Source organism: Chryseobacterium sp. G0162, from assembly GCF_003815715.1.
Taxonomy (GTDB): domain Bacteria; phylum Bacteroidota; class Bacteroidia; order Flavobacteriales; family Weeksellaceae; genus Chryseobacterium.
This window is the reverse complement of the sequence record NZ_CP033922.1, coordinates 4,895,071-4,921,444: the sequence shown is the minus strand read 5'-3', so window position 1 is coordinate 4,921,444 and position 26,374 is coordinate 4,895,071. Positions and strand designations below refer to the sequence as shown.

The 26,374-nt window shown below is 36.7% G+C and carries 18 protein-coding genes; 14 read left to right on the top strand and 4 right to left on the bottom strand.

The genetic code is table 11. The features are described 5' to 3' along the window. Positions 1-343 precede the first annotated feature (343 nt). Positions 344-661 carry a DMT family transporter gene (locus EG344_RS22030; protein ID WP_123911443.1) on the bottom strand — a complete coding sequence of 106 codons (318 nt, stop codon included), beginning with the start codon at positions 659-661 and terminating at the stop codon, positions 344-346. A 299-nt stretch (positions 662-960) separates the two neighbouring features. Here EG344_RS22030 and mug point away from each other — a divergent pair, with 299 nt between their 5' ends. Continuing rightward, positions 961-1,461, top strand: a complete 501-nt coding sequence (gene mug, locus EG344_RS22025) for a G/U mismatch-specific DNA glycosylase (RefSeq protein WP_123911442.1) — start codon at positions 961-963, stop codon at positions 1,459-1,461. A gap of 3 nt (positions 1,462-1,464) precedes the next feature. On the opposite strand, the gene EG344_RS22020 is transcribed toward mug, so the two are convergent. The 3 genes from EG344_RS22020 to EG344_RS22010 all read right to left on the bottom strand — a co-directional run bounded on the left by EG344_RS22020 (position 1,465) and on the right by EG344_RS22010 (position 6,001). Then, positions 1,465-2,070, bottom strand: a complete 606-nt coding sequence (locus EG344_RS22020; protein WP_123911441.1) for a DNA-3-methyladenine glycosylase — start codon at positions 2,068-2,070, stop codon at positions 1,465-1,467. A gap of 350 nt (positions 2,071-2,420) precedes the next feature. After that, on the bottom strand, positions 2,421-4,592 hold the full coding sequence (locus EG344_RS22015; RefSeq protein ID WP_123911440.1) for a S9 family peptidase: 2,172 nt from the start codon (positions 4,590-4,592) through the stop codon (positions 2,421-2,423). Between the two features lie 14 nt (positions 4,593-4,606). Beyond that, positions 4,607-6,001 (bottom strand): aminopeptidase P family protein, encoded by a 1,395-nt coding sequence (locus EG344_RS22010; protein WP_123911439.1) that lies wholly within the window; start codon positions 5,999-6,001, stop codon positions 4,607-4,609. Positions 6,002-6,188: 187 nt separating this feature from the next. On the opposite strand from EG344_RS22010, the gene EG344_RS22005 reads away from it, so the two are divergent. The 13 genes from EG344_RS22005 (at position 6,189) to EG344_RS21945 (ending at position 26,267) form a co-directional block, all read left to right on the top strand. Then, a complete protein-coding gene (locus EG344_RS22005; RefSeq protein ID WP_123911438.1) occupies positions 6,189-7,073 on the top strand; it encodes an AraC family transcriptional regulator in 885 nt (294 codons plus the stop codon). 88 nt (positions 7,074-7,161) lie between these two features. After that, positions 7,162-8,067: a dihydrodipicolinate synthase family protein gene (locus EG344_RS22000; protein ID WP_123911437.1), complete on the top strand. Its 906-nt coding sequence runs from the start codon at positions 7,162-7,164 to the stop codon at positions 8,065-8,067. Positions 8,068-8,083: 16 nt separating this feature from the next. After that, positions 8,084-9,568, top strand: a complete 1,485-nt coding sequence (locus EG344_RS21995; RefSeq protein WP_123911436.1) for an aldehyde dehydrogenase (NADP(+)) — start codon at positions 8,084-8,086, stop codon at positions 9,566-9,568. Then, positions 9,565-10,563, top strand: a complete 999-nt coding sequence (locus EG344_RS21990) for a 4-hydroxyproline epimerase (RefSeq protein WP_123911435.1) — start codon at positions 9,565-9,567, stop codon at positions 10,561-10,563. Before EG344_RS21995 ends, EG344_RS21990 begins: the two co-directional genes overlap by 4 nt. 14 nt (positions 10,564-10,577) lie before the next feature. Next, positions 10,578-11,843: an NAD(P)/FAD-dependent oxidoreductase gene (locus EG344_RS21985; protein WP_123911434.1), complete on the top strand. Its 1,266-nt coding sequence runs from the start codon at positions 10,578-10,580 to the stop codon at positions 11,841-11,843. A gap of 212 nt (positions 11,844-12,055) precedes the next feature. Continuing rightward, on the top strand, positions 12,056-14,212 hold the full coding sequence (locus tag EG344_RS21980) for a zinc-dependent metalloprotease (RefSeq protein ID WP_123855915.1): 2,157 nt from the start codon (positions 12,056-12,058) through the stop codon (positions 14,210-14,212). A gap of 490 nt (positions 14,213-14,702) precedes the next feature. Further along, the gene (locus EG344_RS21975) at positions 14,703-16,340 is read left to right on the top strand and encodes a T9SS type A sorting domain-containing protein (protein ID WP_123911433.1); all 1,638 of its coding nucleotides are present in this window, start codon (positions 14,703-14,705) and stop codon (positions 16,338-16,340) included. A 13-nt stretch (positions 16,341-16,353) separates the two neighbouring features. Then, positions 16,354-19,569, top strand: a complete 3,216-nt coding sequence (locus tag EG344_RS21970; RefSeq protein WP_123911432.1) for a hypothetical protein — start codon at positions 16,354-16,356, stop codon at positions 19,567-19,569. Positions 19,570-19,577: 8 nt separating this feature from the next. Then, a complete protein-coding gene (locus EG344_RS21965) occupies positions 19,578-23,174 on the top strand; it encodes a DUF6443 domain-containing protein (protein ID WP_123911431.1) in 3,597 nt (1,198 codons plus the stop codon). Beyond that, positions 23,165-23,875, top strand: coding sequence for a hypothetical protein (locus EG344_RS21960; RefSeq protein ID WP_123911430.1), 711 nt, complete (start codon positions 23,165-23,167; stop codon positions 23,873-23,875). The genes EG344_RS21965 and EG344_RS21960 overlap by 10 nt, the downstream gene beginning before the upstream one ends. Positions 23,876-24,299: 424 nt before the next feature. Then, positions 24,300-24,635, top strand: a complete 336-nt coding sequence (locus EG344_RS21955) for a hypothetical protein (protein WP_123911429.1) — start codon at positions 24,300-24,302, stop codon at positions 24,633-24,635. A gap of 475 nt (positions 24,636-25,110) precedes the next feature. After that, positions 25,111-25,743 carry a hypothetical protein gene (locus tag EG344_RS21950; RefSeq protein ID WP_123911428.1) on the top strand — a complete coding sequence of 211 codons (633 nt, stop codon included), beginning with the start codon at positions 25,111-25,113 and terminating at the stop codon, positions 25,741-25,743. Positions 25,744-25,745: 2 nt separating this feature from the next. Continuing rightward, entirely contained in the window at positions 25,746-26,267 is a 522-nt protein-coding gene (locus EG344_RS21945; RefSeq protein ID WP_123911427.1) for a hypothetical protein, read from the top strand. Positions 26,268-26,374 lie beyond the last annotated feature (107 nt).

The following is a 26,374-nucleotide window of genomic DNA, read 5'->3' as shown; positions in this document are numbered from 1 at the left end:
CCTATTTGATTAAACTTGATCCCTATTAAAATCATTCATAGACCCTAATTTCTCTTTGATAGATGTTTTTTTCAATTTGATAATTATTTATTGATCTTTGAAATAATAATAAATGATTAGAGAGTAAGGGGCAGGAGGAAATCATGCTGAAGGAAGTCCAACTATCTTATCTCAACAAAATGTTTACAGATCAATTTACAGAAAACATCTATTATTGATGTGAAATTTTATTACGAAGGTACTAAGCAATAATAAAAGTAAATATAATGTAGTTGGTTTATTATTCTAATGTTGAATAATGGTTTGGCTTAATGATTAGCAATAATCTTAAGCCATTTTTTATTTAAAAAAGTTTAAGTCCAACGATTCCCACTACGATCAATAATGCGGATAATAATCTCAAAATACTGGCCGAATCCTGAAAAAATACAATTCCCACCAATAACGTTCCTACTGCACCTATTCCCGTCCATACAGCATATGCTGTTCCAATGGGAATACTTTTTTGAGCATACCAGAGAAATCCGCCACTAACCGCCATACATGCAATCGAAAACATAATCCAACTCCATTTATTATTTTCAGGCTGCTGAGATAGCTTAAGACCTAACGGCCATCCGATTTCAAAAATTCCTGCAATAATTAATGCAATCCAGTTCATATTATTTATTTTAATGATTAGGAATGAAAATCTATTGGATTAAAGAATTACAATTCAGCTTTAATGTTCATTATAATAGACTGTTTCACCCCTTTTTAATTACCATGCAAAGGTACCTGGATCTTTTCATATTCAGAGCGATAAACTAAGTGACCCTGCAAAAAAGGCAGATAAATCGTATCATATTAAGAATGAAACGATAAAATCTTACCTCCAACCTAAGGTTGAGTAACCGGAATATTGATATCTTTAAGCTATAAAAATGAGAACAGATGTATCTTATTTAATTTACTTCAAATATGTTAACAGATATTATTATTTCAAATCTAGATGTTATTTTTTGTGGAATTAATCCCGGTTTAAAATCTTCTAATGATGGGCATCATTTTTCAGGGAGAAGCAACCGTTTTTGGAAGGTTCTTCATCGGTCAGGGTTTACCTCTTACGAAATTGAAGCAGTAAATGATACTGCAATTTTAGACTTTGGATGTGGTTTGACAACAGCGGTTGCAAGAGCTACGTCACGGGCAGATGAGCTATCAAAAGAAGAATTTGATGATGCACTTGAAGCTTTTACAGCCAAAATAACGGAATTTCAACCTCAATATATAGCTTTTCTTGGTAAAGCAGCCTATAAAGCATTTTCTAAAAAGAAAGAAATTCAATGGGGATTGCAGCCAGAGGATTTTTGTGGTGTAAAAGTTTGGGTGCTGCCTAATACCAGTGGTTTAAACCGAGGCTTTTCTCTGGATGATCTTGTTGTTTATTATAAAGAGCTTTATCAGGTCATTCATCCTTAAAATCTATTTTGTATTGGGTTTGCTCACATATTTATTCCCTTTCACAAAAAATCGCCAGGGTAACAGTGCATCTTCCTGTGCATAAGCAACTCCTATACGAGGTCCGGTAACAATATTATCGGAAGAATACTGAATCCCATGATCTTCAATCCAGATTTCAGTTCCGTTCAGATCTTTTTTATTCAATGAGCGGTCAATCCCCAATGCTTTAGCAGCAGATCCGGGACCGGCCGAAATCGCAGCTTTGGAAGCCGGCATATTTCTCCTGAGTTCCATAATTTCCATCCCGATTAACGGCTCAATAGCTCTCACGAGAACCGCATGCGGTTCATCATCCACAGAAGTCACTACATTGAAAAGATGATGAATTCCATAGCATAAGTACACATAGGAAACTCCTCCATGGCTGTACAATGTTTCTGTACGATCTGTACGCCTTCCACCATAAGCGTGAGAAGCTTTGTCTGATATTCCATTGTAGGCTTCAGTTTCTACGATGATTCCAGCTGTTATTTCGTCATTAATTTTTGTAAAGAGCACTTTACCCAGAAGATCCTGAGCCAGAAAAAGAACATCTTGATTGGAATAATAGGAAAGTGGTAGTTTCAACTCGTTGATTTTTAAGAATTCTACCCCCAAAATTAATGATAATTTGTTAAATGAAAGGCTGGAAGATGGAAGAGGGAGGCTGGAAGTTATTATTTCGTTTATTACATCTGAATAACATTTTTAACTTCTATAAAGCACCATTGAAAAACAGTAAAAAAGAAAAAGACTTGAAGTTATCATTTTATTTATAACATCCGAATGATATTTTTAACTTCTATAAAGCACCGTTGAAAAACAGTAAAAAGCCAATTACCTGAATCCTTGACCTCAAGTACTTCCAACTCCCAGCCTCCATCTTCCTTTCTCCAACAAAAAAGCCCCACATTACTGTGAGACTTCTATTGCATAACTTATCTTCCTCCCGGAGGACAATGTTCTTTTAAGTATTTGGTAAACATCGTAGCCAGGTGCAATGATGTTCCTTCACCTTCACTGATAGAGTGGGTTCTGTTAGGATAAGACATCAGCTGAAACTGCTTGTTATACTTTACCAATTCATTAATATAAACTTCTGTATTTTGATAATGTACATTGTCATCGCCTGTTCCGTGAACCAATAAAAGATTTCCTTTGAGATTCTTGGCATACGCTAATGGAGATCCATTTACAAAATCTTCTCGGTTTTCCTGTGGAAGGCCCATATAACGTTCCTGATAGATATTATCATAGAATAATTGGTTGGCTACCGGAGCAATGGCAATTCCGGTCTGGTAAATATCAGGATATTGCCCTAACAGGTTTAGAGTGGAAGAACCACCACCGCTCCAGCCCCAAACAGCCACTCTTGAAGTATCCACATAAGGCCATTTTGCAAACAATGCTTTGGCTCCCATAGCCTGATCACGGATATTAAGCTGTCCAATTTTACGGTAAATCGATTTTCTCCATTCACGTCCTTTAGGAGCAGGAGTTCCACGGTTTTCAAGAGAAACATAAAGATAGCCGTCCTGAGCCATATCTCCTGTATACAAACCATTCTTTCCTGCGTAGAAACTGTCTGTTACCGTTTGTGATCCCGGTTCTCCGTAAACCATGAAAACAATCGGATATTTTTTATTAGGATCAAAATCTTTAGGCTTTACTACCCATCCGTCTAATGTAGCTCCGTCTTGGGTTGTTATCTGGAAAAACTCAGCTTTAGATCTTGCCGGATCTGCTTTTAAAATACTCTTAGCAGCTACAAGCTCTTTATGTTGCGGCAATGATACCACAGCACCTGCTGAACGCGAGTTTACGCTGCTATTGTTAAACATAGCAATTTTTCCGTTGGGAGATATGGTATATTGATTTGATCCGGTGTACGCTTCAGGAGTTATCTTGCTGGCTTTTCCGCCTTGCATACTTACTTTATACAAATATTTCTGAGTAGCATTATCAGGGGAAGCCAAAAAGTAAATCAGCTTGTTCTGAACATCAAAAAACTCAGGCTTTATCACATCAAAAGCATCTTTTGTAATCAACGTTTCTTTACCGTTCATATCTATCTTATAAATATGTCTCCATCCGTCTTTTTCAGAAAGCCACAGAAATTCTTTACCATTGTTAATCCAATCCCAGCCACTTGGGTCGTTCTCATTCCAGCGGGATTTTATATCAATCCATGCATTATCTGTTTCTGTATAAATGGTTTTACTGCTTCCGGACTGAGCATCTGCTACCATAATTTTACTCTGATTCTGTTTTCTGTTCAGTTGCTGTAGAATAATAGATTTAGAATCCAGCACCCATTCCATTCTGGGAATATAATGTTGTACTTCGTCGCCTTCAATGTTTGCTTTCTTCGAAGATTTTGAGGCAAGATCATAGAACCAGATGCTGCATCCTGAAGGATTTTCACCTACTTTCGGATATTCTACAGGAACAGTAAATGAATACAGACTGTCTGTATTATTAATCATCAGGAAGTTCTTTGTCCCTCGTGCATCCAGCTTCCAGTAAGCAATTTTGCTTCCGTCAGGAGACCATCTGAAGCCATCCTGAGTCCCAAATTCCTCTTCATAAGCCCAATCGAAAGTACCGTTAATCATTCTGTCTGTACCATCATTCGTAATTTTAGTAAGCTGATTATTGGAAAGGTCTTCAATGTAAATGTTGTGTTTAGATACATAAGCCACCTTTTTACCATCAGGAGAGAACTTGGCAAACATTAATGATGATGTGGGCAGATCTTTCCCAAGCTGAGTGAGCTTCTTAGTATTTTTATCAAAGATCCAGTAATCTCCACGCGTATTATCCCGCCAAACTTTCTGGGTATTGGTAAAAAGCAATAAGCTTTTGCCATCCGGTGATACCTGAAAGCTCTGTACTTCTAAAGCGGTAGCACTTCCGGAAGGAATTAATTCATTATTACTTAAAAAAGACTGATCCTTTCCAGGATTCAGTACATCAATAATCCCAACGCCATTTTTAGTGAATGAATAATAAGCATTGCCATCAGGAGTCCATTGCGTCTTTTGTGCAGCCAATGGTGACAGACACAGGAAGTATAAAGCAATAGCCGTTATTTTTTTTATATTCTTCATATATTGAATCCGAATTAAGCTAAATGTTCTGCTCTGTAGTTTTCAATTTCATCAACAGTAGTAATCAGTCCGTTTCCTAGAAGTTTATAACCATCATCAGTAATCAGGAAATCATCTTCTACACGTACTCCGCCGAAGTTTCGGTATTCATTTACTTTATCATAATTAATGTATTCTGCATTTTTATTTTCAGCCTGCCAGATATCAATAAGCTCAGGAATCATATAAATACCAGGTTCTACGGTTACTACATATCCGGATTCTAAAGCTTTTCCTAAACGTAAAGATTTAAGTCCAAATGTTTTAGTGTCTTTTGGCTCTTCTTCGGTATATCCAATATACTGTTCTCCAAGATCCTCCATATCATGTACATCCAATCCCATCATATGTCCCAGTCCACATTGGAAAAACAGAGTATGAGCATTGTTTTTTACGGCCTCTTCAGGATTTCCTTTCATCAATCCCAGATCAACAAGTCCTTCTACCAGATATTCAGAAGCTTTCAGATAAATATCTTTAAATTTAACTCCAGGCTTCAAAAGATGATGAGCATTATTGAATGAATTCAGCACAATCTCATAGATCTCTTTTTGTTTTGTGCTAAAGGTTTTGCTTACCGGAAATGTTCTGGTCAAGTCTCCTGCATATCCCATTGCCGTTTCTGCACCTGAATCATTAAGGAAAAGGTCTCCTTCCTTCAACGTATTAAGACGGTAATGATTATGTAATATTCCTCCGTTTATAGTAACGATCGGTGGATAAGACATCTGGCATTCTTTATTAGCAGCAAGGTATTGAATCGCATTGGCTATTTCATATTCTTTAATCCCTGGTTTTGCCATTCTCATCGCCAGTAAATGCATTTCATTAGATACATTTACAGCTTCTTCTATTTGTACAATTTCCTGAGCTTCTTTTATAGAACGTTGTTTTACAACAGATTTAATCATCTCCACAGAAGGCTGCAATTCTGCTATTTTAACTCCTAAAAGATCAGTCAATAAAATTTTATTGGAAGATTGATAGGGTGGAAGGTAGTGTACTTTTCTGCCTGATGATTGTGCTTTTAAAAGATATTGAGAAAGTTCTGCATATGGTAAAGTTTCCCGCACCCCCGATTTTTGACTTTTCTCTTTCAACGTTTCTTGTCTGCCCATCCATACGATGTCATCAATACTCAACTCATCTCCAAAAACAATGGTCTTATTTTCATCAATATCAATAATAGCCGCAATCTTTGGTTCCTGAATTCCGAAATAATACAGAAAAGTACTGTCCTGACGGAAGTAATAAGGATTATGTTCAAAATTAACAGGATTTTCTATATTTCCTAGAAACAATAGAATTCCACTCGCCACATTGTTCTGTAATACGGCTCTTCTGTCTTGATAAGTCTTTGATGAAAACATATATTATGAATAGTTTTTATTTTAAAAGGTTAAAGTTACGATTTTGTACTATTTACAACCCTTTATTCATTAAAATAATAAGTATGTAAAGTTTGGATTTTAATTTGATATTTAATGTTCATATTTTGCTTACATTCGGCAATATTTTAACATTCCTAATCATTGATCCCTTTAAAATATTGATTATATGAAGAGCCTCCAGTTTTCAGTTCCTGCCGACACCAATAAAAGCATCCGTATTCAGGAAGATATTATGCCTAATTTCTATCCCTATTTTCATAGACACACGGAAACTCAAATCATGTGGATTCTTAAAGGGCATGGTACTTTGGCGATAGAACAAAACCTTTTTACCTTTGAATCCGGAGATATTTTCTATCTGGGAGCCAACCAGTCACATGTTTTTAAAGGAGCTTTTAATGAAAACGAAAAACAAAAGGTTCATGCCATTTCTATATTCTTTGATCCTGATAAAAAAATAGCAGCTTTTTTTGATCTTCCTGAATTTGAAGAGCTTAAAAATTTTATTGAACATTCAAAAACAGGATTTCAGATTGCTTCAAAGCTAAAATTGAGTGTGGGTGAAAGCATGGCAGCTTTACAAAAAACGCAAGGCATAGAACAGATCATCGATTTTATAAAGATCTTAAACCACCTGATGCAGAACAGGCATTTACATATTCCTTTATCCTCAGAAAAGAACCTGCCTAATCATATTTCGGATAATGACCAGCGAATTATAGATGCTCAGAATTATATTAAGAAAAATTTCACCCAGCATAAACTCACCCTTGATCTGATTGCGAAAGAAGCTTGTATGACTCCACAGGCATTTTGCAGATCTTTTAAAAAACGTACCAGAATTACCTATATTCAATATCTTAATGAATTACGAGTGCAGAGAGCCTGCAGATTATTAACCTCCAGCAGCATGTATAACATTTCTTCCGTTGCTTTTAACAGCGGATTCACCAGTCTTACCAACTTCAACCGGGTATTTAAATCCATCATGAAGTACTCCCCAAAAGAATATCTGAAGCATTATAAAGAGGCTACTACAGACCACGAATAAGCACATGTTAAAATACGGTTAGAATACATTAAAATATTAACATTTACCGTTTTAAAATTCACTTAGTTTTGAATAAATATTATTTGATATGAGTACAAAACTAAACTGGGAAGGGATTTATCCTGCTGTATTAACTCCTTTTACAAAAGAAGGAAAGATTGATTTTGAAATGTTTGCAGTCAATACAGAAGCCCAGATTAAAGCCGGAGTTCATGGAATTATCCTTGCCGGAACATTAGGAGAAGCCAGTGTCTTGGAAACCGAAGAAAAGTTTGAACTTCTCCAATATGCTAAAAAAATGACACAAGGCAGAATTCCCGTTATTCTTAACCTTTCTGAAAATACAACCAAAAATGCAGTAGGCTTTGCCCAAAAAGCAAAAGAACTGGGAGCGGATGGATTAATGCTTCTCCCTCCAATGCGTTACAAAGCAGACAGCCGTGAAGTGGTAGAATATTTCAAAGCAGTGGCTAGTGCTACAGATCTTCCTATTCTTATTTATAATAATCCTGTTGATTACGGTATTTATGTCACCTTAGAAATGTTTGATGAGCTTATTGAATATCCAACCATTCAGGCAGTGAAAGAATCTACCAGAGATCTGGCTAATGTAACCAGAATGATCAATCGTTTTGGAAAAAGGATTAAAATTCTTGGTGGTGTAGATACTATTTGCCTTGAAACATTAATGCTTGGTGCTGACGGACTTGTTGCAGGGTTAGTAGATGCTTTTCCCAACGAAACAATGGCTATGTACAACTACGCCAAAGCAGGAGAATATGATAAAGCAGTGGCTATTTACAGATGGTTTATGCCATTGCTAGAACTGGATATTCATCCTAAGCTGATCCAATATATTAAACTGGCTGCTACTGCCGAAGGAATCAGCAATCCATACGTAAGAGCACCCCGTCTTGAACTTCAGGGTGAAGAAGCTGAAAAAGTCAATAAGATCATCGAAGAAGGTAGAGCTAACCGCCCGACATTAGACTAACTCCAAAACAAAAGCTATGATTGAAGAAACATCAAAAGAAAATATTGATCTGAGCATTCAGATGGCTTCTGAAGCTTATCAATTCCTGAAGAATACAACGATAAAAGAACGGGCAGCATTTATGAATGCCGTTGCCGATCAAATTGAAACTTTAGGAGAAGAACTTTTAGCCACTGCACATACTGAAACTTCATTACCTCTGGCAAGACTTAAGGGTGAAAAAGCCAGAACCGTAGGACAATGGAGAAGTTACGCCAAAGCAGTAGCCTCCGGAATATACACTGAACCCAGAATTGATCTTGCCCAAGCTGAAAAACAGAAAGGAGATCTCAGAAAGTATAATATAGGATTAGGGCCTGTAGTGGTCTTTGGAGCCAGCAATTTTCCGTTTGCTTTTTCCACGGCAGGCGGTGATACTGCAAGTGCCATAGGAGCAGGATGTCCTGTGATTGTAAAAGCTCATCCGGCACATCCTAAGACCTCTCAAATCATGGCTGATGCAATAGTAAATACTGTAAAAGAATTTGGTTGGCCTGAAGGTATCTTCAGCCATATTACAGGAACTTCCTATGAAATCGGAACTTATTTAACACAGCATCAGAATATTCAGGCAGTAGCATTTACCGGTTCATTCAATGGCGGAAAAGCACTGTTTGATATCGCCAATCGTCGTGAAAATCCTATTCCCGTATTTGCTGAAATGGGAAGTATCAACCCGGTATTTGCATTTAAAAACTTGATTGAAAATAAAGCAGAAGCATTAGCTAAAGAATATATCAGCTCACTAACATTAGGTGTAGGGCAATTCTGCACCAATCCGGGAGTGTTTATTGCTGTCAAAGGAGAATCTCTGGACCGGTTTGTCTCTACGGTTAAACATGAAATTACAGGTATTGCACCTGCCAATATGCTTCATAAAGGAATATATGAAAACTTTGAACATCATAAAGGAAATGCAATAGCGCAACCTGATATTGAAGTCATTACATCCATAGAAACAGAAGAAGGAAAAGGAAGTGCTGCCATTATTAAAACCAATGCTCAGAAATTTCTCGATAATCCTGCATTGAATGAAGAAGTTTTCGGCCCATTTGGTATCATCGTCACTTGTGAAAACAAAGAAGAGCTTATACAGATCGCTAAAAAACTAAAAGGACAGCTAACCATTACTGTAGCAGCTACTTCAGATGATATCCATGAAAATGCGGAACTGATTCATCTTTTGAAAGATAAATGTGGAAGGCTACTGTTCAACGGAATGCCGACTGGAGTAGAAGTTGTTTATGCGATGCAGCACGGAGGGCCATTCCCATCTACCACAGATTCCCGTTTTACTTCAGTAGGCCCGGATGCCGTTAAACGATTCGTTCGCCCCATTTCTTTCCAAAATTGGCCGGATGAATTTTTACCCGACGAACTGAAGAACGAAAATCCATTACAGATTAGCAGAATGGTGGATGGAGAAATTCACTCAGGATCATTAAAATTAGAAACCGTATGAACAGAACATTTTTTTGTATAGATTCCCATACCTGTGGCTGTCCCGTACGTCTAGTAGCAGGAGGTGGACCGATTTTAAAAGGAAACTCCATGATGGAGCGCAGGCTTCACTTCATGAAAGAATATGACTGGATTCGAAAAGGGTTAATGTTTGAACCTCGCGGCCATGATATGATGAGTGGAAGTATTCTTTATCCTCCCGTTGATGAAGAAAATGATATTGGAGTTTTATACATTGAAACCAGTGGCTGCTTACCGATGTGCGGACATGGAACCATCGGAACCGTTACCATTGCTATAGAAGAAGGTTTAGTCGTTCCTAAAATTCCGGGAAAATTACGTTTAGAAACCCCAGCTGGGCTTATTCTTATAGATTATATACAGGAAGGAAAAAAAGTAAAATCAGTAAAACTAACCAATGTAAAATCTTTTCTCTATGCTGAAAATCTTGAAGTAGAATGTCCCGATCTAGGTCACATAAAAGCCGATGTCGCTTATGGCGGAAACTTTTACGCTATTATTGATCCCCAGGAGAATTTCAGAGATATTTCAGATTTTATGGCAAGTCAGCTTATCCATTATGGAAAAATTATAAGAAGGCTGCTTAATGAAAAATATGAGTTTATCCATCCTGAAAATGAACACATTTCCGGATTAAGCCATATTCAATGGACGGGAAACCCTACAGATCCCAAAGCCAGTGGGCGAAATGCCGTATTAGTAGGGGAAAATGCCTTAGACCGCTCTCCATGTGGAACAGGAACATCAGCAAGAATGGCTCAATGGTATGCTAAAGATAAGCTAAAAGAAGGGGAAAAGTTTATCCATGAAAGCTATATCGGTTCCCAATTTATTGGAAGAATTGAAGGCACCGCTACCGTTGATGGCAAACCGGCTATTGTCCCTTCAGTAGAAGGCTGGGCAAGAATTACCGGCTATAACCAGATTATTATTGATGATGAAGATCCTTATTGGCAGGGCTTTCAGGTAATGTAAAGTTTGTAAAAAGTATGACACAAAATAAAGGTAAAGCACTTATTATCGGTGCAGGAATAGCAGGACTCAGTTCAGCATATTATCTTTTACAAAAAGGCTGGCAGGTAGAAATCCTTGAACAGAATGATCTTACCAACAATTGTTCTTACGGCAATGCAGGAATGATTGTACCCAGCCATTTTACTCCATTGGCAGCTCCCGGAGTTTTGGCACAGGGCATTCGATGGATGTTTGATAGTAAAAGTCCGTTTTATGTGAAACCCTCGCTCAGTACACAATTGTTATCATGGGGATTAAAATTTCTGAAACATTCCAATCAGAACCATGTAGACTATTCAGCAACAGCCATCAGGGATCTTAATCTGGCAAGCAGCAGTCTTTACAATGAAATTACCCAAAAACCTGAATTCGATTTTGAACTGAATCAAAACGGAATTCTGATGCTCTATAAAACGGAAAAAGTAGCAGAAGAGGAAACAGAACTGGCTCATAAAGCTATCAGTTTAGGATTAACAGTTGATATTCTGGATAAAAATGGAATTCAGGAACTGGAGCCCAATGCTCAACTGGATGTCATTGGGGGAGTCAATTACAAATGTGATGGCCATATGAATCCGGTAAAGCTGATGAAGCAAATGATCTCTTATCTTAAAAACAATGGGGTCATTTTTCATACACAGCATAAAGTAACAGGATATGAAATTACAGGAAACACCATAAATGCAATCATAGCGAATGGTAAAAAGTTTTCAGCAGACCGTTTTGTAATGACCGGAGGTTCATTTTTGCCGGAACTTGCGCAAAAAGCAGGGATTAAAATTCAATTGATGCCAGGGAAAGGTTATTCTTTTATGCATACTCCAGAGAACCCAATCCATAAATTGGAGCATGCCGCTTTATTATTGGAAGCAAGAGTAGCGGTAACCCCTATGAATGGACAAATCCGTTTTGGGGGAACCATGGAGCTGGCTTCCCATCAGAATAAAATTAATATGAAGAGGGTAGAGGGAATTGTACAATCTATTCCCAAATATTTGCCAGATTTTAAGGTTAAATTACCCAAAGAATCGGAAATCTGGTTTGGTTACAGACCTTGTGCTCCGGATGGACTTCCATATCTGGGACAATCTTCCCAATTAAAGAACTTGATCATCGCAGGCGGCGGCGGTATGATGGGACTAAGCTTAGGACCCATTTTTGGAAAAACAGTTTCAGAACTTGCCAATGACCAAAAGCCAACGGTTGAGATAAAGATATTCAACCCTGAAAGATTTAATTAAAAAACATCACATAACCCACGAAATTATTATTTATGAAAACAGTAACTCTTGCAATACATTCTATTATGAAGATTGCATTTTTTAACGGGTTCTTATTTTGCTATTCCTGTGAAAGCGAAGAATCAGAACCATTGGAGATGGTAAAGTTGTTGACAAAAGCATAGAAAAATTGACTATTCAAATAATTTATTAACAAACAAATCCAAAAAATCATGAAAAAATTTAAATTACTACTACTTGTTTCCCTATTTCCAATAATAGGTTTTGCTCAGGAAAATAGACCTCATGAGTGTAAAGCAGATGAAATGATGAAAAATCATTTTGAACGGCACCCTGAATCTAAGGCTGAATATGAAAAATTTGAAAAATTCACCAAAGATTTTGTAAAAAAAATAGAATCAAACAAAACTCCATTGAATAAAAAGGCCAACAATCCCACCTACATCATCCCTGTGGTTTTTCATGTGTATGGAGAATCTCAGAGTAATGTAAAAGTAAATTACCAAAAAGTAGTTGACCTGCTGCAACAAATCAACTTAAATTTCAATGGAATCAATACCGATTCAAACACTATAGACCCTTACTTCCAGCCGATTAGGGGCACATTAAGTATTGAATTCCGCTTAGCTAAAATTGACCCAACCGGAAAAGCAACAAGCGGAGTGGTATTTCACCCTTTCAAAAGTGGATATGGCAACGGAGGCGGATATGATGCACAAATTGGAGCAGATGCATGGGATAATACAAAGTATATGAATGTGTATATACAAAATGATCTATATGCTGATAAAGATTTATATCAATCAGGAGTTGCCTGGTATCCGGATTCATACATGTCTTCAGTAAATACAGCAAGAGTTGTTTATAATGGCCGTTATATATATGATGCTGCAGGAACTGTGGCTTCAAACGAGTTTTCTGATACATTCACTCACGAATTCGGGCATTGGCTAAATCTTCAACACACGTTCAATGTTCTTTGTTCAACGGCGAACCCTAGTAATGATGGTGACGGAGTTGCTGACACCCCTGTAGAAAATAATTCTTCCGGATTAGGATGTACAACTGGAAACAATTGTCTTGGACAAAGAGTGAACGTTGAAAACTATATGGGATACAACGGTTCCGCTGGTTGTTATAAAATGTTTACCAATGGACAAGTTAACAGAATGTTAGCCGCATTAAATCACCCGTCAAGAATAAATTTATGGCAGCCTGCTAACTTAGCAGCAACCGGAGTTGCCAATACGCCACCTAAGTTAACTCTTAGCAACAGTACCTTTACAGAGAACTTAAACAATAATGGAGCCGTGTCATTAGATGGAACAGTAGCATCTGCCCCTAAATCAACGATTACGCTAAACGGAGCAACATTTGCCGTATCGAATGGAACAACTCTTAGTGCAGGAACACATTTCAATTCTTCATTACCAGCAGGACAAACAGCAACTATAGCCGTTACAAGCCCTACTACTGCTACACTTACCATAAATGGTGCGGCAACCAGTCATCCTAAAAGTCAGGTTCTGAATTCATCCATTACGTTTCTAAATCCGGCTATAACAGGAGGCGTAACTTCATTAGGATCAACAACATCTTTGGCATTAACTTTTTCTTACAAAGATCCTTATAAAATAGTTACAGGAACTCCTCTGGAAAGTTATGCCAATCCAACACCAACAACAGTAACAACCAACTCCGGAGCACCCTGGAAATATTTTATCATTAACCCGGAGCTTAGTGATGATGCAGGGTATGGTGCTTGGTACTATGGAGCCAATCAATTAAAATTGGAAACCTATTGGAAAGGATTAGTATGTGGGGTAGGGACAAGAAATATTAGTTTAATTCCGTCTTGCACCACTATAAGTAATGCAAATAATATAGGTTATCCAACGGGTACTCCTGGACAACTTGACGTATATACCCCTACATACACTACTTGGTCTGGCCAAACAGCTTATGTTGGTTTTAGAAACCAATTCGAAGGCTACAATATTAACGGCTATTTCAAACTGAATGTTGGAGCCAATGGTTCTGGTTATTCTGTAACTGACTTTGCCTATAATACACAACCAAATGGCAGTATTACAACGCCTTGTGCATTACCATTATCATCATTATCCACTTCAGACGTTGATACAACAAACTCAGAAACTTCCATTTATCCGAATCCAGTTTCTGATGTATTGAATATTAAAACAAATGGGAAAATTAAATCAATTTCTGTTTACGACATGTCTGGAAGAAAAATGAATGCTAAAGTTATTGGGGATAAGGTTGATGTTAAACACTTCCTAGGCGGAACTTATCTAATTGATATTGAAACTTCTTTAGGGAAATCTTCCCAAAAATTCATTAAAAAATAGGATCAAACGCTATATCAATACAATATTGAAGGTGTGCAGTATTCTGGAAATGGAACCCTTCTTGGCCACCAGCCTCCTGATTACTACTTCACAGCGGTTACAAACTGGCTTAAAGCTTTTTAAACAGATGCAATTAATAAAATAATTTAGTATTGATATATTAGTTATTCACTTGTTGAATAGATGATGGGCTTAATTTTTTAAGTCCATCTTTTATGTTATGATGAATATTACTCTACGCTAGGAATCGTTAAAATCTTAGCTATAAATAATATTATTTAAGTGTACTCTTTATATTTTACGACAGCTTCTGTCGCAGTACTGTAGTAGATTTGTAAAATCATGTAGGATCATTAAAATGTAATGAAATTCGGTAATTCATTACAAATATTTAGTGTTAAATCACATGGATATGATTTGTATTAACGAAAAAAAGTTAAATTTGCGCGAATTTAAAAACCTAATCATTAAACTCAAAAACAACACGGGAATGAAAAAAATTTATCTCGGTGCATGTACTGTATGCACGGTTCTGGGTATGTCTGCTCAGGAAGTACTCTGGCAGAAAGACATCCAATCCACTACCCAGGATTTCCTAAGTCAGGTGACTACGACCATCGATCAGCAGTATCTTATTACAGGAAGCTCTATACAGAGCGGCAAACTCCAACAAGGCAATAAACAAAACAACGGCTATGATTTCCATCTGGTGAAGCTGAATCAGCAGGGAGAACAGGCTTGGGAAAAGTATTTCTCAGGACAAAATCATGATTATTTATCCGCAACAGTAAGCACTCAGGATGGAGGATTTCTCTTAGCCGGAACTTCTTATTCAGGAAAAGGACTCGATAAGAAAGATGATTCCAAAGGTGGTTCCGATATCTGGCTCATCCGGATCAATGAATTCGGTGATGAATTATGGCAGAAAACATTGGGTACTTCTTCTGATGAGGAAGCTAAATCTGTTATTCAAACGACAGACTTAGGCTTTTTTGTCGCCGGAAATGTCCAGAACTCTTCCAAAGGCTATGGTTCTAAAGATGTCTGGATAACCAGACTCGACAAAGAGGGTAAAGAACTTTCTCAATTGATATTAGGCGGAAAAGGCTTAGACGAAGTCGAAAAAATGATTCCAACGAAGGACGGTGGAGCTTTATTAGGAATATATTCAAGAAGTTCCGAGGTTCGTGATATGGGTTCAGGAGCTAGAACCCGCGAAGAGAAGTCTTTAGGTGAACAATCTGTTAGTCCAACAGCCATTAGCCAAAGGCCAAAAGCCAGCAGCAACTTCGGCGAAGGCGACTACTGGATTGTCAAACTGGATAAAAACGGAAAAGTAGAATGGGAAAAGAACTTTGGAGGTAAGGGAGACGACCATATCAGAACCTTGGCATTAACATCAAGCGGTTATGTTATTGGTGGTGAATCCCGATCAGAACGATCAGGAAACAAAACAGTAGGTACCCAGGAAGGTACAGATCTATGGCTGATTGCATTGAATGAAAGAGGTGATGAGCAGTGGCAAAAGTCCTACAATTTTAAAAACCGTGATATTCTGATGGGAATGAGTGTAATACAGAGTCAAGATACGAGAGCCAAGAATCAAGACATCACCAAAGGAATTTTATTAGGCGGTTATACCCAGGCCGAGGGAAGAATCGAAAAAGATGATGAAACCTTCTGGATGCTTTATTTAGACAGCAACGGGAATGAACAATGGAGAAAACATATAACAGGAGAATCCAGACAAAAAGAAGAGCGGCTTTCAGATTTGAAATTAAACAGAGATGGTTCTATTGTATTAGCTGGGACCAGTGCCAAAGAACTGGGAAAAGAAAACTGGAAGATTGTAAAGCTTGGAGACAAGCAGGTAAGTGATTTGATTGCCAAATATGATATTAAGATCTACCCGAATCCGGTATCAGACTATGCCTATGTAGAAATCGGTTTTGATTTCAAAGAAGCAGATATTATGCTGTATGATATGAGCGGAAGACAGCTTCAGAACTTCAAAACCAAAAACAGAGTGACCAAGATGAATACCCAGGCTTTGGTACAAGGCGCTTACTTAGTAACCATAAAAACAGATAATAACAAAACAGCGAATGCAAAGCTGATTAAGAAATAAAAAAACATTAATCATGAAAAAAGTAATACTTCTGGCATCTGCATTGTCAGGCATTATGATATTAGGGCAAGCTTCCATAGATCCCGGAACAAAAAATGATATTCAAAAGATATTTCCTACTACTCCCGAAACGTACAGCATGTTTAAGGCTGGGGACTTTCCGGTAGATTACAGAACAGGAAAGCTGAATGTTTCCGTTCCTTTATATGAAATCAAAACACGGTACGGAGTGAGCATTCCTATTAGTTTAACCTATAATACAGGAGGGATAAAAGTAGATGAAACCTCGGGAGTGGCAGGATTAGGCTGGTCTTTAGCCATTCCGAATGGTATTTCAGTAGAAATGCATGGAAAAGATGATCTTGAAAACGGAGTATGGTTTCCTCAACAGCCAGGGGATTATGCAACTGGGGATTTAAACACTTTCCCACCAGATGTTTTCCAAAAAATGTCAAGTATAAAGGAGGGGGTTATGGATTCTCAACCCGATATTTATCATTATAATCTACCCACTGTTTCCGGCTCATTTATCAAAGATGCAAACGGGAATTTCCGGACTATTCCTTATGAGGATGTAAAAATTTCCTATGCGGATAATAAATTTACGATTATAGATTCTAAAGGGGTTATCTATACATTATCAAAGGGAAACTCAACCAGTACTATTACCACAGGTAGCCTTGGAGAATCCTATACCTCATCATTTATTCTTGGAAAAATCAAATTTCCTAATAATGAGGAAGTAAGTTTTAATTATGGAAAAAGAATGCTATATAGGAATATTACGCACAGTTTTACAGATGTTTATATTCCTGTGGAACAGAATAATGCAAATTGTGCAAATTCCAGAAAGAGTCAGCATTCGACAACCAATAATATGTACATAGATGCTTTACTTACTGAGATTGTTCATAATGATGAGAAGCTTACTTTCAATTATGCAAATACTATTCAGGGAATACAAGGAAGAAAAGATCTGGACGGAGCGACGGACAATACTTTTGTACTTAGTGAAATTATAGGGACGTACAAAGACAGAATCATAAAAAAAATGTCTCTTGAACATACTTATTTTGAGACTTATGGTGGAGATCAACCTTATAAAAATTTCAGGCTGAAATTGAATAAGGTGAAAAATCTATTGGATAATACAGAATATTCCTTCGAATATGATGAAAGTGGTAAACCGTCTTTGGGAAGTTTTTCCCAAGATATATGGGGTTATTATAATGGTCAAAGTAATTATGGACTCATTCCCAATATGCAGTATTTCAACAGAAATTATACACAAGGCGGAAATCGTAATGTAAATCCTCAATATTCACAGGCTTACATACTAAAAAAAATACAGTACCCTACCAAAGGATCGTCTTCATTTACTTATGAAAATAACAATGTCTGGCAGACACTGATTGTTCCACAGGAGGAAATAATTCCAAAATCAAATGTAATTGGGGTCTTGAACCCAGGTGCAGGTTATGCCGAAGAAACAGGACCTGAATTTTACCTTAACGAAGCTACAAATGTACCAGGAGAAACCATGAATTTTCTTGTAGATTGGACAAACAGTTGTGCTAATAATATTCCCGGAGGACCCGGATCTATACAGGTTACTAACGGAAATGGCTATTTAGAAGAACAACAGCCAACAGGGAGCTGGAAAAGAATAGCGCAGTTTAGGAATGATGTTCATGGACCTATTTTGGAAACTCCTGGTTCCCATAATCCTTCTTACAAAAAAAGACTGAGAGTGATGTTACAGTCCAATGATCCGGAAGCAGGTTGCTCAGTGTCTTTTTCTATTTCACGAAAAAGAGTGTTCAAAACTACGATTAATCAAAACGCTGTTGTTGGAGGGTTAAGAATAAAAAGCATTAATGACTTCGATGGCCAGACCAATTATACCAAAAGGACTTTTGAATATAATAAGCCGGGCAACTTAAGTACTCAGTCTTCAGGGAGTATCGCATCGCCGTTAGAATTTTTAAAAACCCATTATAGTGTAACAAAACCTACGGGTTCTAACCAGACAATTATGTGCAGCAATTATGCTTTAAGTGCAGATCAATCTATTAATTCAAGTCTTTCGGGAAGAGATGTGGTTTCTTATGAGTATGTCACTGAAAATACATTAGGAAAAGGTAAAAAGATGTATCAGTTTCCTGCAATTGGGGGTAATTTAGATATCACAGTTCCCGATATGGGCTGGAACCCTTATCAGTTTCTGAACAGGAATATACTGAATGAAAAATCATATTCCGAGGGCGGGGAACTGCTTCAGGAAAAAAACTACGAGTATGAAAACATGCTGCTGAAAAATCCTTTGTCTTCAGATCATCTTCCTGCTTCCCCTTATAGCCTGGCACTTTCCACGTCATTTGCTTTCTTTGAATTAAATAGTCAGACTTTCAGCAGAATTAATAATTTTTATGTGGTAGAATCCGGTAAATGGCTATTGACCAAGGCAAACAATAAAACGTATCTTAATAATATCCTTACTTCGGAAACAAATAATATCTATTCAGCAAGTGATATTAATAAACCCGTTAACCTAATTAAAACCCAAAGTCTTTCTTTTGACGGTTCAGAAGCGGAAGCCAATTTCCGGTATGCTACAGATCAAAACCATACCGATATGATCGCTGCCAATATGGTAGGCATCCCAATACAGACAGAAGGAAAAGAGAACGGAAAGGTAATATCCAAAAGTCAGACAGTATATGCTAAAAATGCTGCTACTAATAACATGATCTTACCAGTAGCTACTCAGAAATTTGATAAGGACAATCCATCCTCTGCTAAAAATACCATTGATTATAACCAATATGATGCTTACGGAAATATGCTTCAATATACTACAAAAGGAAGTACTCCTACAGCTATTATATATGGGTATAACAACAGTCTTCCGATTGCCAAGATAGAAGGTATTACTTATGATAAAGCGATGAGCCTGGCTGCAGATATTATTGCAAAATCTAATGAGGATACAGATGCAGACAAAGAGAAGGTATTAATGAAAGCTTTGGATGACTATAGAAACCAGCCTGCTTTTGAGAATGCCAGTATTACCACCTATACCTATGATCCGCTTATTGGAGTAACAAGTATTACTCCGTCTACAGGGCTTAGGGAGTTCTATAAATATGATACAGCAGGCAGGCTGCAATCTGTAGTAGATGCGAATAACAATATTCTGAAAGAATTAAAATACAACTACAAAAACTAACACAAATCATGAAAAAATATTTGCTCTTAAAAACACTTTTTCTGGTAGGGTCATTATCGCTGCAAGGTCAGGATCTTACACAGACAGAAAATTATGTATATAGCAGGACGTATTTAGAGCCTGTAGTATCTTCCAGCAATACCGCAAAACAGGTACAACAGGTTAATTATCTCGATGGTCTGGGAAGATCTAAACAGAATATCGCTATTAAAGCTACACCTTCAGGAAAAGATATTGTAATTCCTGTAGAATATGATGCTTTGGGAAGACAGCTTAAAAATTTGCTTCCATTACCTCAGCAGACTACTCAGAATGGGGGATTGTTTACCTCTCCTGATATGACGGGAGCTGTTTCTGTCTATGGAGCCGCTTCAAATTATTATGCAGAGAAGAAAGTAGAAAATTCGCCTCTTCAAAGGCTTCAGGAACAAGCCGCTCCAGGAGATCCATGGAAGATGGGATCGGGAAAAACCATACAATATCAATATGAATCCAATCTCAGCTCAGAAGTCAGAAAATTTATAGTTAATACCTCATGGACTAATGTTTCAGGGGTAGCAGTAGGTACTCCAGCCTTAAGTCTTTCTACAGAAAATACAGATTATGTATCAAATGGTTTTTACAAAGCCGGGACTTTGTATAAAAATACAGTGACCGATGAAGATGGTAATAAGGCAACCAAATTTACAAACGGTAAGGGGCAGGTTATTTTGATAAGAAAAAATGATGGAACCCAAAATATAGATACCTATTATGCTTATAATGAATATGGGCAAGAGGCATTTGTCATTCCCCCTTTAGCTGTAAAAGCGGTTGAAACATCGGGAAATACAATTACCTCTACCATACTTGATAATTTATGTTATCAATACCGCTATGACAACCAGGACAGGCTGGTGGAGAAGAAATTTCCGGGGAAAGGATGGGAATTTATGGTCTATGACCAGCAGGATAGATTGGTACTGATTCAGGATGCTAACCTAAGAACAACCGCCAATAATTTTGGAAGCAAAGGCTGGATGTTTACCAAATATGACCAGTTTAACAGGATTGTATACACTGGCTTTTTTGCCAATACCGCTACGAGGCAGGTTATGCAGAATGCCCTGAACAGTATGACATCCCAGAATATTGAAAATAGAGCGGACAGGAGTCCTATTGTGCAAAACGGGGAAAATATTTATTATACAAAAAGTGCCTTTCCTACAGGAAGTATGACCATTCTCTCTGTTAGCTATTATGATTCCTATCCACCGGGTATTAACACGCCTGCAAGACCTGATAACATATTAGGGCAAAACACTCTTGTTCCGTCCCCAACGGCTATGACGGTTAATGGAGTCACAACAAGCAGGAGTAGTAGTGGGCTTCCCACTGCCACTTATGTAAGAAATATAGAAGATACTGGCTGGACTAAGGATTATTTTTGGTATGATACAAAAGGGCGGCAAATTGGAAGCCATTCCATAAACTATTTGGGCGGATACACCAAAACAGAAACTGAACTCGATTTTACAGGCTTAGCAAAGCAGATTAAAACACATCATAAAAGACTTGCCGGTGATGCAGAAAAGATCATTACAGAAACCTTTGAGTATGATAACCAAAGCAGGCTGTTGACCCATAATCATAAAGTAGGAAATCAAGATGAAGAACCTCTCGCAATTAATACTTATAACAGCATTGGTCAGCTTATTAATAAAAAAGTTGGACTTGACGATGATGGCAATCCCCTGCAATCAGTAGATTATGCTTACAATATCAGGGGTTGGCTCACGGGTATTAATGACCCTATGAATCTGGGGCAGGATCTTTTTGCCATGAAGATTAAATATCAGAATCCGGAGGATACTGATTATGGTATTGCAAAATACAACGGAAATATTTCTGAAGTAGACTGGAAAACATCTTACGGAGATGGAATCTACCGAAGGTATACTTATAAATATGATAAACTGAACAGGCTTACAGATGGGATTTATCTTACTCCTTATTTAGCATCTTCTACCCATAATCATTTTTATGATGAAAAGATGTCTTATGATATCAATGGTAATATCAAAACGATGGACAGGTTTTCAAAGACACCGTCCGGGGTAGGATCTGCCTCGCAGATTGATGAATTGAAGTATGATTATGATGCGTCCGGATATTCTAATAAAATGATAAGAATTACTGATAACAGTGCCAATAGTTCAGGATATCCTATAGGTGGAAATCTGATTTCCTATGATGATAATGGGAATATGATAAGTATGCTGGATAAGGGAATTTCTTCCATACAGTATAATTATCTGAATCTTCCAAGACTTACAGTAGCGCCGCAAGGAAATACTTCTTATATTTACAGGGCCGACGGCACAAAAGTGAAGAAGCTCTTTGGCACAAAAGCTACAGATTATTTGGATGGTTTTCAGTATGAAAGCGGGATTTTAAAGTTTTTCCCTATGGCGGAAGGATTTTATAATGCAGAAAGGAATGAATATGTTTACCAGTATAAAGATCTTCTGGGAAATGCAAGGTTCAGTTACAGCAAAGCTGACGGAGGAGGAATAATGATTCAGGAAGAAAGTAACTATTATCCTTTTGGCTTAAAGCATGAAGGATATAACAGTAGTTCTTTCTTAACTGAATTCGGGACTAATTATAATTACAAATTCTTAGGTCAGGAATTACAGGAAAACGGATTCTATGATTTAGGAGCCAGATTCTATGTACCTGAATTGGGAATCTTTGGGCAGCACGATCCTTTAAGCGGCAAGACATTAGACCCTTATGGATATGCTTACCAAAACCCTATCTTCTTTGCAGATCCAACAGGTCTAGAAGGTGATCCAGTACCAGGTAGCTCAGGTACTGGTAACCCACAATCCATAGGAACAGCAACCAGTCCTATTGATGTGGGGGAAATTGTACTGAATGCTCCAATAAGAGCAATGGCCAATAGTAATCTGCCTAGTTGCTCTTATTGCTATACTGGTTCTGGAGTATCTGGAGTAAAAGGGGGATTACAGAATATCGGAATTCTTCCTCTTCCCCTTTCTCACGAAGAAGCTTTAAGAAGAGTAAGCATGCCAGTTCTTCACAATGGATCTGCCCAAATGATGGACAGTGTTTGGGATATTCTTGGAATCCTTGCAGCAAATACTGAGCCTGAAAATAGAGAGGCGGCACTGGGGCTTGCAGCAATTGCGATAATTACATCTGGAGGAAGAGCTGCACCTGGGATTATAAAGGCAGAGTCTTCTATTGTTAAAACAGAGATAAAGACTCTTTCCCGAACCAAAATGTCAAATATTTGGGGAGCAGGTCCTCTAAGAATTGACCCTAAAAATTTACCGAAAAATGTAACAAATGATTTCACTGAAATCTTAGCAGGAAGAGGAGTCCCAAGACTTGATGATTTTGGATTACAAAGAACAGTACAACGTAACTCCAAATGGAATGGGGCATTAGAATGGCAAATAAAAGATGTACCAGGTACCGTAGGGTTAAATAGCAGTCGAATTGTTCAACATCCAGATGGAAAATGGGGATTAGTTATCAATCATGATTATAATAAAATTATACAAATACCAACAAGCTCAGCAGTAAAATGGAAATAAATTTTTTATCAGAAGAAAAAACGCTATTATCAACAAAATACATAAAACTGATTCGTAAAAAAGATTTTGACAAAATAGTTATCAAAAGAGATGATATTAAGTCTATCAATCTTCAATTTGGAGAAGTCTCTAAGCAGAATATAATTATTAGAGTTTCGTTTAAAGGCCTTAAAACTTTTAAAAACGATTATTATTTTAATATCTCGGATATTTTAATTAAAAACAGAGAAATTATTCTAATAGGAGTCCTTGACGATCCTTTATGGATATATAATCAGGGATATATAGATAATTTTAAACTTCTCACTGACAAAAAAGAAAAAATAAAATGGTATGAATTAAATGATAAGCAAAAGTATTATTACTTAAGAGGATGTTGCCTATTGAATGGAGTTAGAGAAACAATAGATAACACGAATCCGATTATAGAAATTGACTTGTCAAAAGTCAGAGCAGATTTGGATATCTATTATGAAATTGGTAAAGCTTTTTTTAATTCATATGGATATTTTGGAACCGAAATAAATTCATTTATAGATTGTTTAATCAGTATCAGTCCATCAATTAAAAAAAGGGAAAAAACACCAATTTTAAAAATAAATGGATATAAAAACTTTGAGAAATATTTTTCAAACAATATTTTATTTGATGATTTTTACCAAGAATTTAGTAAGAGAGAGTTCGAAATTGTGAACTCCTGACCTGCTGCGCAAATTCTCCTGACTTTGAGCCATTAATAAAATCAATTATTTTCCAAATGCTCCAAAGTCGGTAGACTTCGGAGAGCAGGGTCCATGGTAAACATCCAGATTTAGCAAATGCATATTTAGGTAGTGCTATACCTTGGGGTGGTCCCGTTACAGCTGAACAACATAATGCTGGTGATAATAACAGTATGTATACCTCTTGGTCTACAAGTATTTCAGTGGCAAATTATTCTGCATCCAGAAGAGGTTCTGGAGGAATAATTCTAAAGCAAACATTTCATATATCAAGGCTTTCTTTTTATAATAGACATCGTGGAGAGCAGGAGGTTCAAGTTTTTGGACCTGTTCATGGTGCTCAGGTAATTAAACCTTGGGGTGCTGGTACTTGGACACCATATTTAAAATAAAATTATAATTTATGAATGATATTATAATAAACGAATTATTTGAAATCAGAAACTTTTTGGAGTTGGTTAAAGATTATGTCAACAAAATTAAAGGTCAAAAAGATATTTTTAAGTTTACATTTGTTCAAACAAGGGAACATTTATATGAAATTTATAATGATAGACTTGACTTCAGTATTTATTCTGGAGAATATTATGAAGGGTTAACCGAGGTCGTAAAGCGAATGAAATATTCAGATTTAAATAATGTAAAATTATCATCTATTGAAGGTTTTGAAAAAAGTTGTTCCATTTTCAGTAGTGAAGACTACAGTGTTATTCTTGGAATTATTTTTTATGATAATTAACATAATTAAGATTGTATAATATATATTAGTAGTGAACACATGGAGTTTGAGTAAGGTTTGCGGGAAGTGTAGTTTTTCAAGAAGAAAGTAACTATTATCCTTTTGGCTTAAAGCATGAAGGGTATAACAGCAGTTCTTTCTTAACTGAATTCAGGACTAATTATAATTATAAATTCTTAGGTCAGGAATTACAGGAAAACGGATTCTATGATTTAGGAGCCAGATTCTATGTACCTGAATTGGGAATCTTTGGTCATCACGATCCTTAAGCGGCAAGACACTAGATCCTTATGGGTATGCTTACCAAAACCCTATCTTCTTTGCAGATCCAACAGGTCTAGAAGGTGATCCAGTACCAGGTAGCTCAGGTACTGGTAACCCACAATCCATAGGAACAGCAACAAGCCCTATTGATGTGGGGGAAGTGATATTGAACTCTCCTGTAAAAGCGGTGGCATCCAACACACTATCTATAATGCCTTCTAATTGTTTAGTATGTAATGGAGGAGGGATTTCTGCACCTAGATTGCAGAATACCTCAACACCCAATATACCGGAAATCAGGAGATCTTATAAGGATTTTTATCCTTATCAACCGGATAATACCCCTGAGTGGTATGGCTTCGGAGGGCGAGCAAATTGGGGAATTGCAACAGCGGCTGCAAGTGTAGAAAATTTATCTGGGCAAACCAGAGTCACAACTACAGGTTCATCAATTAAGCTATATCGTCCTAATGCGAATGGTAATGTTTTTATTAAAAATGCATATACAAAAACTACAGCAATAAGTAAAATTGGAAAAGGGGTAGGTCGAGTATCTTTAGGTATTGGTTTCGCTATGGATATTAGAGGAGTTCAAATCTATAATAATGATCCTAGTTCTTTAAATGCAGTACACCCTAATAAAATGTTACTGAATACTGGAATGGGGCTTTTAGGAACAGAAGGAGGTGTCTACGGAGCTATAATTAGTACACTATATTTTGGAATTGATAACTACTATCCTGGAGGATGGGTTGGTGCTTCGGAGACTGCTGCTAGAACTGAAGCCTATGAACAACAAATGACAGGCCACCCACTTTTTAGTAATTCAGCATTAAAATTTTAATTATGAAAAAAATGAAACAAGCTTATTATTATACTTTTTATGTTTTATATAAAAGAGAGCAAAAGTCAATTACAATTTTTTCCTATGATTTTCTTTCTAGTCTATACATGATTATTATAGGTATTTTGTTAATAAGTTCCTTTACAAATTATTATAATGTTATTTTTTATACAAATTCTGGTGTGCTTTCAAAGAAAATATGGATAATAATAGTAATGGTTTTATTTATTTTTGATTACATACTTTTACATTATAAAGATCAATGGAAATATGTAGTAAAAGAGTTTGATAAATTACCAGATGAGAAAATAAAAAAAAATAAAAAAATAGTGTATAGTTTTATAATTTTAATAATTACTAATTTCATTTTTTCATTTTATGTATTGTTTGCACAAGCAAAAAGAAATCAGACCGGACCTTACGCACCAGAATTTGTTGCAAAAGAAAGAAGAGAAGATTCTTTGCAAAAGGCCCAACAAATTGAAAATCTTAAGAAAATATATGGTGAGGATAATAAAAAATAGAAATATAGATTTGTTATTTTAGCTATTAATCACGTTATGTAAAGTATATTATAAATAAATTAGGGTATTTCAGAAATACCCTAATTTTAGATCAATTTTAATTCACT